The organism is Pseudomonas sp. 2 (genome assembly GCF_056627435.1).
Genome location: NZ_JBWXNG010000005.1, coordinates 379,483 through 391,252 on the forward strand (window position 1 = coordinate 379,483; position 11,770 = coordinate 391,252).

General features: G+C 63.3%; 12 protein-coding genes, 1 pseudogene and 1 riboswitch. Of the genes and pseudogenes, 10 read left to right on the forward strand and 3 right to left on the reverse strand.

Annotation, left to right across the window (positions count from 1 at the left end):
• Positions 1-81 precede the first annotated feature (81 nt).
• Together AC1MEK_RS11430 and AC1MEK_RS11435 are read left to right on the forward strand one after the other, a co-directional pair.
• Positions 82-861, forward strand: a complete 780-nt coding sequence (locus tag AC1MEK_RS11430) for an endonuclease/exonuclease/phosphatase family protein (RefSeq protein ID WP_480396423.1) — start codon at positions 82-84, stop codon at positions 859-861.
• 123 nt (positions 862-984) lie between these two features.
• Positions 985-1,185 carry a con-10 family general stress protein gene (locus AC1MEK_RS11435; protein WP_480396424.1) on the forward strand — a complete coding sequence of 67 codons (201 nt, stop codon included), beginning with the start codon at positions 985-987 and terminating at the stop codon, positions 1,183-1,185.
• Positions 1,186-1,251: 66 nt separating this feature from the next.
• Here AC1MEK_RS11435 and AC1MEK_RS11440 read toward each other — a convergent pair whose 3' ends face one another.
• The gene (locus tag AC1MEK_RS11440) at positions 1,252-1,416 is read right to left on the reverse strand and encodes a hypothetical protein (RefSeq protein WP_480396384.1); all 165 of its coding nucleotides are present in this window, start codon (positions 1,414-1,416) and stop codon (positions 1,252-1,254) included.
• A gap of 32 nt (positions 1,417-1,448) precedes the next feature.
• Positions 1,449-2,006, reverse strand: coding sequence for an ATP-dependent Clp protease proteolytic subunit (locus AC1MEK_RS11445; RefSeq protein ID WP_480396385.1), 558 nt, complete (start codon positions 2,004-2,006; stop codon positions 1,449-1,451).
• A gap of 162 nt (positions 2,007-2,168) precedes the next feature.
• Here AC1MEK_RS11445 and AC1MEK_RS11450 point away from each other — a divergent pair, with 162 nt between their 5' ends.
• The 8 genes and pseudogenes from AC1MEK_RS11450 to AC1MEK_RS11485 all read left to right on the forward strand — a co-directional run bounded on the left by AC1MEK_RS11450 (position 2,169) and on the right by AC1MEK_RS11485 (position 11,240).
• Positions 2,169-3,164 (forward strand): aldo/keto reductase, encoded by a 996-nt coding sequence (locus AC1MEK_RS11450; RefSeq protein WP_480396386.1) that lies wholly within the window; start codon positions 2,169-2,171, stop codon positions 3,162-3,164.
• Between the two features lie 234 nt (positions 3,165-3,398).
• The gene (locus AC1MEK_RS11455) at positions 3,399-4,907 is read left to right on the forward strand and encodes an NCS1 family nucleobase:cation symporter-1 (RefSeq protein WP_480396387.1); all 1,509 of its coding nucleotides are present in this window, start codon (positions 3,399-3,401) and stop codon (positions 4,905-4,907) included.
• 22 nt (positions 4,908-4,929) lie between these two features.
• Positions 4,930-5,652: an aspartate/glutamate racemase family protein gene (locus AC1MEK_RS11460; protein ID WP_480396388.1), complete on the forward strand. Its 723-nt coding sequence runs from the start codon at positions 4,930-4,932 to the stop codon at positions 5,650-5,652.
• 201 nt (positions 5,653-5,853) lie between these two features.
• A riboswitch (cobalamin riboswitch) is annotated at positions 5,854-6,059 on the forward strand.
• Between the two features lie 135 nt (positions 6,060-6,194).
• Positions 6,195-7,196, forward strand: a complete 1,002-nt coding sequence (locus tag AC1MEK_RS11465) for an ABC transporter substrate-binding protein (protein WP_480396389.1) — start codon at positions 6,195-6,197, stop codon at positions 7,194-7,196.
• Positions 7,193-8,224, forward strand: coding sequence for a FecCD family ABC transporter permease (locus AC1MEK_RS11470; protein ID WP_480396390.1), 1,032 nt, complete (start codon positions 7,193-7,195; stop codon positions 8,222-8,224). The genes AC1MEK_RS11465 and AC1MEK_RS11470 overlap by 4 nt, the downstream gene beginning before the upstream one ends.
• A complete protein-coding gene (locus AC1MEK_RS11475; protein ID WP_480396391.1) occupies positions 8,221-9,009 on the forward strand; it encodes an ABC transporter ATP-binding protein in 789 nt (262 codons plus the stop codon). Before AC1MEK_RS11470 ends, AC1MEK_RS11475 begins: the two co-directional genes overlap by 4 nt.
• A 356-nt stretch (positions 9,010-9,365) precedes the next feature.
• Positions 9,366-10,382 (forward strand): annotated as a pseudogene (locus AC1MEK_RS11480) (HAMP domain-containing protein); the annotation flags it as partial.
• Positions 10,383-10,511: 129 nt separating this feature from the next.
• Entirely contained in the window at positions 10,512-11,240 is a 729-nt protein-coding gene (locus AC1MEK_RS11485) for a methyl-accepting chemotaxis protein (RefSeq protein WP_480396425.1), read from the forward strand.
• Positions 11,241-11,412: 172 nt separating this feature from the next.
• Here AC1MEK_RS11485 and AC1MEK_RS11490 read toward each other — a convergent pair whose 3' ends face one another.
• Positions 11,413-11,769, reverse strand: a complete 357-nt coding sequence (locus AC1MEK_RS11490; protein WP_480396392.1) for a type III secretion protein HrpV — start codon at positions 11,767-11,769, stop codon at positions 11,413-11,415.
• Position 11,770 lies beyond the last annotated feature (1 nt).

Sequence of the window (11,770 nt, forward strand, 5' to 3'; positions counted from 1 at the left end):
CTGAACTGCCACGCCCGCTGCTGGTCGCAATAGCACATCCCACCGAACAGGAGCGTGCGTGTGATTCCCGATCCGGCTGGCATGGGTGCCTCCCCTTCGCAACTGGCGGGCATGCCCGACGTCCACCGTCTGCGCGTGCTGACGGTCAACACCCACAAGGGTTTCACGGCGCTGAACCGGCGCTTCATTCTGCCGGAGCTGCGCGAAGCGGTCCGTAGCACCGGTGCCGATCTGGTGTTCCTGCAGGAGGTGCTCGGCGGCCATGACCGCCATGCCGCCCGCTACCACGACTGGCCCGTGACCTCGCAGTACGAATTTCTCGCCGACAGCATGTGGAGCGACTTCGCCTATGGCCGCAACGCGGTCTATCCCGATGGCCATCATGGCAATGCGCTGCTCTCCAAGTACCCAATCCTGCACTACCGCAATCTCGACGTTTCCATCACCGGCCCGGAACGCCGCGGCCTGTTGCACTGCGTGCTGCAGGTGCCCGGGCATGCAGAGGTTCACGCCATTTGCGTGCACCTGAGCCTGTTGGAGAGCCATCGCCAGTTGCAACTGGACTTGCTCTGCGCCCTGCTCGACTCGTTGCCGGAACACGCGCCAGTGGTGATTGCAGGCGACTTCAACGACTGGCAGTTGCAGGGCAACAAGCGCCTGGCGCGCTGCGAGTATCTGCACGAAGCCTTCGAGCGAAGCCATGGGCGACTGGCCAAGACCTATCCGGCGCGCTTCCCGTTGCTGCGCCTGGATCGGATCTACCTGCGCAACGCCACCAGCCACAACCCGAAGATTCTCGGGACGCGGCCCTGGACGCATCTGTCCGACCATCTGCCGCTGGCGGTTGAAGTGCACATGTAAGTCACACGGCCAGCATCCGTTGGTCAGCTCAGCGGCCGATTGTTTAAACCAACCCCGACGTACCTCATCCCACATTATGCGAGGCACATGACTCGCTCTTCTCATAACAAGAGGTACGCAATCATGGCTAACACCGGAAAATCGAACCCTGGCAATTTCCAGAACGATCGCCAGAAAGCCAGCGATGCAGGCAAGAAAGGCGGCCAGGCTTCGGGCGGCAGCAATGTTGCCAACGACCGGCAGAAAGCGACCGATGCCAACCGCTCTGACGCGGGGAAAAAAGGTGGCTCGATGCCACAAGGCGGCGCAGGCCGCAAATCCTGATCCACGCTGGATCAGAGAAGCGAGCGAGGGCGAAAGCTCTCGCTCTTTTGTTTCAGGGCTGCCCCTTCAGGGATGCTCGGGATCGATCAGCGGCACCGTGGCGTCACGGTCGAATTGTGAACCGGGGTCTTCGTTGCCCGGATCGTTGTCCACGTCCACTTCTATCTCTTCCTCCTCCGTCGGCACGGCACCCTGGGGCTTTGGCTCCGGCGTGTTCGACTGAATGTGCATGACATTCTCCTCATTGTTCTTGTGGTTTGAGCTTAGCTGGCGCTGACCGTCCAGTGCACCGCGTCATCGGCGAACTGCAGTTGCTCGACCCGATGGGCGATGCCGCACGCCAGCGAGTCCTCGGCACGAATCACCTTCTCTTCGGCCGACAGGCACTTGCCAATGTCCACCGGGTTCACCGCGCCATCGGTTTCGCTCAGGTAGATGTTCACGTAGCGCTGCAGGTCGTTGTCCAGGCTGCGCAGGTATTCGCGGATGCGCGAGTGGTCCACCGAGCTCTGGTTGAAGTACCAGCTCATGGGATGAATCAGGAATCGTGAGTGCGGACAGACGATGCGCTCCTGAGCAGCGAGGTAGATCACGATGCCCATGGATTCGATATTGCCGCTGTTTAGCGCACGAATCGGCACCGTCAGCGACTTGAGAAAGTTGTACAGGGTAAAGCCCAGCGCCGTGCTGCCGCCTGCCGTGGACAGGTTCAGCAGCAGCCCGGTGGCGCCTTTGCCGACGGCCTCCAGGCAGCGGTCGCGAAAATGCTCGGCACTGGCCTGATCGACCCCGCAGTGGAAATGAATGATGTGCTCGGTCATCTACTGCCCTCCGTTTGCCGGATAACGATGCCTGGTCAAAGGTTGGAAGCGCCCTGCCCCTGGAAAGTTGCATGGGCATCCGCGCCGAACTCCTGCCTCGCAGCGCGATCAGTACAGAACGCCGGCTCATCCGGCCTCCATGCCTCCAGACAGGACACCCACATGAGTCTGCACGACAAAATCATTGGCCAGCTGGGCTTTGGTTCCGCCCCGCTGGGCAACATGTTCCGCACCATCAGTGAAGACGAAGCCGCCGCTACCGTGCAGTCGGCCTGGGATCAGGGCATTCGCTACTTCGACACCGCGCCGCTGTATGGCGCAGGTCTTTCCGAGCGGCGACTGGGCCAGGCCCTGGCCGGCCTGCCGCGGGATCAGTACACCCTGAGCACCAAGGTCGGGCGGCTGGTCTCCGACGAGCTGGACGACGCACCTCGCAGCGGCCCGTTCACCGACGGCCTGAAGAACAAAATCCTTACCGACTATTCGGCCGACGCCACCCTGCGCTCGATCGCCGCCAGCCTGGAGCGCCTGAACACCGACCGGCTGGACATCGTCTTCGTCCACGACATCGCCCAGGATGCCCATGGCGACGAATGGATCGAGCATTTCAACATCGCCCGCAAGGGCGCCTTTCGCACCCTCACCCGGCTGCGCGAGGAAGGCGTGATCAAGGCCTGGGGGCTGGGCGTCAACCGTGTCGAGCCTTGCGAGCTGACCCTGGACTTGAGTGAAGCACAGCCTGACGGTTTTCTGCTGGCCGGTCGATATTCGTTGCTCGACCACGACCAGCCGCTGCAACGCCTGTTCAACAAGGCCCGCGAGCACAATGCCGAGTTCGTCGTCGGCGGGCCCTACAGCTCGGGCGTACTGGTAGGCGGCAAGCACTTCGAGTATCAGGAGGCGCCTCAGGCGATGCTGGACAAGGTCGCGCACATTCAGGAAATCGCCCGGCAGTATCAGGTGGACATCAAGGCGGCGGCCTTGCAGTTCGTGCTGGCCAATCCGTTGGTCGCCGCGGTGATTCCCGGGGCCAGCCGTCCGTCGCGAATTGCCGAGGACGTCGCGGCGCTGAATGCGCAGGTGCCGGACGGGTTCTGGCAGGCGATGCGTGATCAGGGGTTTATCGCGGCGCAAGCGCCGGTGCCCATGAAGGGCTGATATTGCTCTTACGGCACACACATTTCCCTGTAGGAGCGAATTCATTCGCGAAAATGGATCAGGCGATGCATTCGGGGTGAGTTCACCATCGCATCGCGAATGAATTCGCTCCTACAGATCTCGCATCCTTCCAGCCATTCGTAATCTTCGGATTGACTCACCGGATGATTCAGCTAGTCTTGCCAGCGCACTGTATACAAAAACAAATACAAATAGCGCCGGAGATTGTTGAACATGCCAGTAGACAACACCCTGGATCCAGCCCTTGCCGCGTCTGCTTCTGCCGCCGACCACCCCGCCCTCAGCCCCCGTCTTCACAATCACGACCTGGCGCCCCGAAAAGCCGAAGGGCGGACATGGGGTGGATACAGTATCTTTGCCTTGTGGACCAATGATGTACACAATCTCGCCAACTACTCCTTCGCCATCGGCCTGTACGCCCTCGGGCTCGGCGGGTGGCAGATCATGCTGTCGCTGGCCATTGGCGCGGCGCTGGTTTATCTGTGCATGAACCTGACCGGCGACATGGGCGTGAAGACCGGCGTGCCATTTCCGGTGATCAGCCGGGTCAGTTTCGGCATCTTCGGTGCACAGATTCCAGCGCTGATCCGCGCGGTCATCGCCATCGCCTGGTTCGGCATCCAGACCTATCTGGCCTCGGTGGTGCTGCGGGTTTTGCTCACGGCGCTGGACCCGGCGCTGGACAGTTACGATCACGACTCCGTGCTGGGGCTGTCGAGCCTGGGCTGGGTCTGCTTCATCAGCATTTGGCTGGTGCAGTTCGTGATTCTGGCCTACGGCATGGAAATGGTGCGCCGCTACGAAGCGTTCGCCGGCCCGGTCATTCTGCTGACCGTGGCCAGCCTGGCGGTGTGGATGTTCACCCAGGCCAACGGGCACATCAGCTGGACCACCAATGCACCGCTGGAAGGCCTGGCGATGTGGCGCAGCATTTTTGCCGGCAGCGCCCTGTGGCTGGCGATCTACGGCACGCTGATTCTCAACTTCTGCGACTTCTCCCGCTCGGCACCGTGCAAGAAGACCATCCGTAAGGGCAATTTCTGGGGCCTGCCGGTCAACGTTTTGTTGTTCGCCTTCATCACTGTGGTCATCTCCGGCGCGCAGTTCTCCATCAACGGCCAGATCATCGAAAGCCCCACCGACATCATCAAGACCATCCCCAACACCTTCTTTCTGGTGCTCGGCTGCCTGGCCTTCCTGATCGTCACGGTGGCGGTGAACATCATGGCCAACTTCGTCGCGCCGGCCTTCGTGATCAGCAGCCTGGCGCCGCGTTATCTCACCTTCCGCCGCGCCGGGATGCTCAGTGCGACGGTTGCTGTGCTGATCCTGCCGTGGAACCTCTACAACAGCCCGCTGGTGATCGTGTATTTTCTCTCGGGTCTGGGCGCCCTGCTCGGCCCGCTGTATGGCGTAATCACCGCCGACTACTGGCTGCTGCGCAAGGGCCGTGTGGACGTGCCGCAGCTGTACACCGAAGATCCGGCCGGGCCGTATCACTATTCCCGCGGGGTCAACCTGCGTGCGGTCTGGGCGTTTATTCCCGCCGCGATCATTTCCACCATCACCGCGCTGATGCCGGCCTTCGAATCGGTGTCACCGTTTTCCTGGCTGATGGGCGCGGCCATCGGCGCGGCGCTGTACCTGCTGCTGGCCGACCGGCGCCAACGTTTCAAGGACGTCAGTGGCGAGGCCATTGCCGTGCAAGACATCAAGCATTGATTGCAAGCGAGAGACTCCACCCATGCGAATTTTGATCGTCAACGTCAACACCACCCAGTCGATGACCCAGACCATCGCCGAGCAGGCGCGCAGCGTCGCCTCGCCCGGTACCGAAATCGTCGGCCTGACCCCGCGCTTCGGCGCGGAATCGGTCGAAGGCAATTTCGAGAGCTACCTGGCGGCCATTGCGGTGATGGACCGCGTGATGTCCTACGACCAGCCGTTCGACGCGGTGATCCAGGCCGGTTACGGCGAGCACGGCCGCGAAGGGTTGCAGGAGTTGCTGGAAGTGCCGGTGGTGGACATCACCGAAGCGGCGGCCAGCCTGGCGATGCTGTTGGGCCACAAGTATTCGGTGGTGACCACGCTGGACCGTGCGGTGCCGCTGATCGAGGATCGTCTGAAACTGGCCGGGGTGTACGAGCGCTGCGCTTCGGTGCGGGCCAGCGGCATGAGCGTGCTGGAGCTTGAAGAAATGCCCGGGCGCGCAATCGAGGCGATTGTCGAACAGGCCGCCCATGCCGTGACCCACGACAAGGCCGAGGTGATCTGCCTGGGCTGCGGCGGCATGGCGGGCCTGGACCAGATGATCCGCGACCGCGCCGGGGTGCCGGTGGTGGATGGCGTGACGGCCGCCGTGGCGTTGGCCGAGTCGCTGATGCGGCTGGGGTTGAAGACCTCCAAGGTGCGCACCTATGCCACGCCGCGTACCAAGAAGGTGATCGGCTGGCCGCTCAGTCTGTGATATCAGCTTCTGCCCGCAGGGCGTAGGAGCTTGGCTTGCCAGCGATCTGGCGCGCAGCGGCAGTAAACCCTGAGCACGCGGTATGTCTGACAATGCCGAGGCGCATGGTTTTGCTGCCGCTGCGCGCCAGATCGCGAGCAAGCTTGCTCCCACGCCCTGCGGGCAGAATCAAAAGCGGATTCGCCCGCTCTCTTCAAATCGTTTAGTATCCCCGCCGCCGGTTTCCACTCGGAATTAATAGGGAATCCGCGAGCCTGACCGCTTCAGGGACAAAGGCTCAAACGGAACTGTCCCCGCAACTGTAGGCGCTGAGCCCTGCTTCACGATCGCCACTGGGTCCTCCCGGGAAGGCCGGAGCATGGCAATGACGCGCCAGTCAGGAGACCTGCCGGCAAGCGTCAATCATTCACCGGCGGGGTGTCCGGGAAGGACATCCGTTCGTGCAGGTTTTCACCCGCGCCAGCCTTTCATGCATCGCATGATCGGGATGTGCTTTCCAGTAGCGATTCGTCGGCAATCAGCCTTACTGGAGATTTGCGTTCATGTCGCTGCGCCGCCTTGCCACCCTGTTCACCGGTCTGACGCTCTCTAGCGCCGCCCTCGCCGCGCCCACCCACTACCCGCTGACGATCGACAACTGCGGCGTGCCGCTGACCTTCGCCCATGCCCCGCAAAAGGCCGTGACCATCGGCCAGGCCGCCACCGAAATGCTTTACGCCCTGGGCCTGAGCCAGCAAGTGGTCGGCACCTCGCTGTGGTTCAACCAGGTACTGGCGCAGTACCAGGACGCCAACAGCCAGATCGAGCGCCTGGCCGACAATGCGCCGAGCTTCGAATCGGTGATCGGCAAACGCCCGGACTTCGTGCCGGTGCAGTTCGAATGGATGGTCGGCCCGCAAGGCGCGGTCGGTACCCGCCAGCAGTTCGCCGACCTGAAGATTCCGGCCTACATCCTGCCGTCTGATTGCGAAGGCAAAGACAATCTGGTCGGCGCCGACGGCACCCGACTCAAGGCGTTCGACATCGAGACCCTGTACAAGAGCGTGCGCCAGCAAGCTGAAATCTTCGACGTGCAGGACCGCGGCCAGGCACTGGTCGCCGACTTCCAGGCGCGCCTGGCCAAGGCGGTCGCTGAGGCGAAATCCCACGACAGCCAGCAGCTCTCGGCGCTGTTCTGGTTCTCCAGCCCTGAGCTCAACGCCGCGCCTTTCGTGGCCGGGCGCAAGGGTATCCCGAATTTCATGCTCGACACCCTGGGCATGCGCAATGTCATCGAATCCGACGAAGAATGGCCGACCGTGGGCTGGGAAACCATCGCCAAGGCCAACCCGAGCATCCTGGTCATCGCGCGCATGGATCGTCGCCGTTTCCCGGCCGACGATCATGAGAAGAAGCTGGCCTTCCTCAAATCCGACCCGGTCACCCGCAACATGGATGCGGTGAAAAACAACCGGATAGTGATCATGGACGCCAGCGCCATGGAATCCAGCGTGCGCCTGTTCGACGGCATCGAGCAGCTCGCCCAGGCCACGGCGGGCCAATGATTCGCAACAGTTTGCTGCGTCTGCTCACTCACGCCCTCTGGGTCAGCGCCGTGCTGTTGGCGGCCGTGATCGCCGGCATCGCCATCGGTGAAACCTCCATCAGCCTGCCGGTGATTTTCCAGGTGCTGGCGAACAAGCTGTGGGCGGCCGGCTACCCGCTGGACCCGATCGACGAAGGCATCGTCTGGAACTACCGCCTGACCCGGGCCATCGTCGCCGCGGCCTGTGGCGCCGGGCTGGCGATTTGTGGCGTGGTGCTGCAGTCGCTGCTGCGCAATGCGCTGGCCGATCCGTATCTGCTGGGGATTTCGGCGGGCGCCTCCACTGGCGCGGTGCTGGTGACCTTGATCGGCTTGGGCGCCGGGGCGATTTCCCTGTCCACCGGTGCCTTTGCCGGGGCCATCGCCGCCTTTGCCCTGGTCGCCCTGCTCGCCCGTTCTTCGAAGGGCCAGTCGACCGCCAGCCAGATCATTCTGGCCGGTATCGCAGGCTCGCAACTGTTCAACGCCCTGACCTCGTTCCTGATCACCAAATCGGCCAATGCCGAGCAGGCGCGCGGCATCATGTTCTGGCTGCTGGGCAACCTCTCCGGCGTGCGCTGGTCGCAGGTGCTGCTGGCCGTCCCGGTGGTGCTGCTCGGCCTGCTGGTCTGCCTGTGGCACCGTCGCGCGCTGGATGCATTCACCTTCGGCAGCGACTCGGCGGCCTCGCTGGGTATTCCGGTGCGCCAGGTTCAAGCCGTGCTGATCGGCGCCGCCGCGCTGGTCACCGCCGTCATGGTCTCGATTGTCGGCTCCATCGGTTTCGTCGGACTGGTGATTCCCCACGCGGTGCGCATGGTTGCCGGCGTCAGGCATGCGCGTCTGTTGCCGCTGAGCGCCTTGAGCGGCGCCCTGTTTCTGATCGCCGCCGATGTGCTGTCGCGCACGCTGATCAAGGGCCAGGTGTTGCCCATTGGCGTGATCACCGCGCTGGTCGGCGCGCCGGTGTTCGCCCTGATCCTCATTCGCGGGAACCGGACACGATGAATGCCAGAACCGAACATGCCACGGCCGTGCTCAGCGGCACCGAACTGGGTTACTCGGTCAAGGGCGCGCAGCTGCTCGACGGCGTGACCCTGAGCATTCGTGCGGGCGAGAACCTGGGCATCGTCGGCCCCAACGGTTCGGGCAAGTCGACGCTGATCCGCCTGCTGGCCGGCATCCTTGCGCCGACCACAGGCGAAGTCCGACTGGGCGAGCAGCGCTTGTCGGCCCTCAAGCGCCGGGACATCGCCCAGCGCCTGGCGGTGGTCGAACAGCAGGCCGAGACCGGCGACGCCATCAGCCTGCTGCAGGCCGTCGAACTGGGCCGCACGCCCTGGCTGTCGGCACTGGCGCCGTGGAGCGATGACGACCGGCAGATCGTCAGCCAGGCCATTGCCGACGTGAACCTCACGCACCTGACCCAGCGGGCCTGGCACACCCTCTCCGGCGGCGAACGCCAGCGCGCCCACATCGCCCGGGCACTGGTCCAGCGACCGCAGATCCTGCTGCTGGACGAGCCGACCAATCATCTGGATATCCAGCAGCAACTGTCGATCCTGTCGCTGGTGCAGCGCTTGCCGGTGACCACGGTGATCGCCCTGCACGATCTGAACCAGGCACTGGCCTGCGATCGCCTGGCAGTCATGGACAGTGGGCGGCTGGTGGCGCTGGGCTCACCTTTCGAGGTGCTGACACCTGAACGCCTTAGGGCCACCTTTGGCGTACAGGGCCACTGGCTGACCGACCCGTCCGATGGCGCACGATTTTTGCGCCTGCGGCCGGCATAAACCTTCCCTTGTGGGAGTGAGCTTGCTCGCGAAGACGTCAGTCCTGCCACTGCAGCATCGACTGACCCACTGCTTTCGCGAGCAAGCTCGCTCCCACAAGTCATCGATCGGTCATGGCTTTACCGTTGACCTGAAACCGTGATCCATGCCTCAAGATCCCCGCCCTTTTGCCGATAGCCGCATACCATCAGACGGATTTGCCTGACCCCCATCGCACTGTCCTGATCGATCCGCTGCCCCGCAGCTTTTTCTCCGCGTGAATCCAATAACAATCAGGAGCGCCGATGAACATCAAACAGAAACTCACCTGGGCCTTTGCCGTCATCGCTTGCGTGCCGATCATCCTCGTCGCGACGATGGTGATCATTAACTTGCGCAACGACGCCGAAAGCGATTTCGTCGACGGCAGCAGCCGGGAGATCCGCCAGGTCGCCAACGCCATGCAGCTGTTCTTCGATGGCATTCGCCAGAACGTCGACTACCTGGCCGCGCACCCGACCGTGACCGGCGCGGGTGAAGGCGTGAAGAGCTACATGAGCGCCGATGCCCCGAGCATCCCGCAGACCGACGCCGACAAAACGCTGTTCAGCCTGTTCGAGAGCCTGGCCAAGAGTCACCCGGACTACTCGTACGTCTCCTACGGCCTGGCCAACGGCAGCTATGCGTTCTGGCCTGGCGATCCGAAGATGGCCAGCTATGACCCGCGCCAGCGCCCCTGGTACAAGACCGCCCAGGCCAACGCCGGCAAGACCCTGCGCACCGAGGCCTATTACTGGGCGGGCGATGACGCGGTGCTGGTCAGTACCGTTCGCGCGGTCAACAACGCCCTGGGCAGCAACGGCGGCGTGGTCAACATCGACGTGTCGCTCAAGCAGCTGACCAGCATCGTCAAGCAGATCAAGCTGGGCGAAAGCGGCTACCTGATGCTGATCGAAAACAACGGCACGGTGCTGGTCGACCCGAAGCAACCGGAGCACAACTTCAAGAAGCTCGGTGAGTTGGGCGAAGGCTTCACGCAGCTGGCCAAGGCCGGCTCCGGCCTGATCAAGGTCGACATCAATGGCGAGCACTTCATGGCCAACGTGTTCCCGTCCGAGCAACTGGGCTGGAGCTTCATCGGCCTGATCAAGCAGGACGAAGTGATGGCCTCGGCCACCCGTCTGACCTGGCTGATCGCGGTGATCGCGGCGGTGTTGGCGGTGGTCTTCGCGATTGTCGGCGCCAGCTTCGCGACCCTGATCGTGCGGCCGATTCGCGGCGTGGCCAGCGGTCTGGAAGGCATCGCCCAGGGCGAAGGCGACCTGACCAAGAGCCTGTCGGTGCGCGGCAAGGATGAAACCGCGCAACTGGCCAACTGGTTCAACCAGTTTCTGGCGGCGATTCGCGGGCTGATCCAGCACATCGGCCATGCGGCGAGCAAGATCCTCGACAGTTCCACCAGTTCCACCCGCGTGTCCAACGACATGGCCGAAGCCGCCGGGCGCCAGCGTGAAGCGGTGGACATGGTGTCGACGGCGTTCCACGAAATGGTCGCCACCGCCAACGAAGTCGCCCGCTCCTGCAGCCAGGCCGCCGAATCGGCCGACAGCGGCCAGCGCCAGGCCCGCGAAGGCCAGCGGCAGATCGACGACGCGGTGACCAGCGTCGACCAGTTGAGCGCAGAGATTTCCCGTTCGGCCAATGACATGTCGCAGCTGGAAAAAGACAGCAACGACATCCAGTCGATCCTCGACACCATTCGCTCGATCGCCGAGCAGACCAACCTCTTGGCACTCAACGCGGCTATCGAAGCCGCACGCGCCGGTGAACAGGGCCGCGGGTTCGCCGTGGTGGCCGATGAAGTGCGTGCGCTGGCCAAGCGCACTGCAGACTCCACCGCCGAGATCGACTCGCTGTTGGGCAACCTGGCCAAACGCACCGCTTCGGTGGCCCAGCAGATGCACGCAAGCCTGGACGTGTCGCAGCAGTCGGTGGCGAAGATCGGTCAGGCGCGCAGCAGCTTCGGGCAGATTCGCGAGTCGGTGGACGTGATCCGCGACATGAACACCCAGATCGCCACGGCTGCCGAACAGCAGCATCAGGTGGCCGAAGACATCAACCGGCACATCAGCCAGATCCATGGCGATGCGCAACTGGTGGCGGAACTGGCAGATTCGGCACGGGGCGACTCGCGCAACCTGGCGGCATTGTCCAACGAGCTCGACAGCCTGGTGCGCAGGTTCAGGACGTGATCGCATAACACAGCAGAATCATTCATCGCCACAGCAGCCGAGCCAGACGCAAGAACCACTGTAGGAGCGAATTCATTCGCGAACATCGGACAGCCGACGCAGATGTGTCGCCTGTACCCGCGCTTCGCGAATAAATTCGCTCCTACAGGTCAGATGGCGTCTGGCGCTTCCGTTACCGGCTTGCATCATCCAAATGCTCCAACCCCGCCAACATCAACTCATGCTGGCGAATGCTGTCCAGGCTCACCGGTTGGGCCTGGCCCTGCACCGCGTGCCACACGACGAAATCGCGCTGCACGTCGAGGAACAGGAAGTAATCGTTGTACAGCTGCGCCTGGGAGAACCGCCGCTGCAGCGCATCGCGCAATTGCTCGGGGCGCAGGGCCCGGCCTTCGATGTGCAGAGCGATGCCCCAGTCGCGGTGCTCGCGGCGGCTGACGAATGCCACCCCGCTTGCCACCGGCCAGATCGCCGCGCGCTCGGCGGCGACATGGGCGTAGAAATCCGCCTTTTCCGATACCCGAATCATG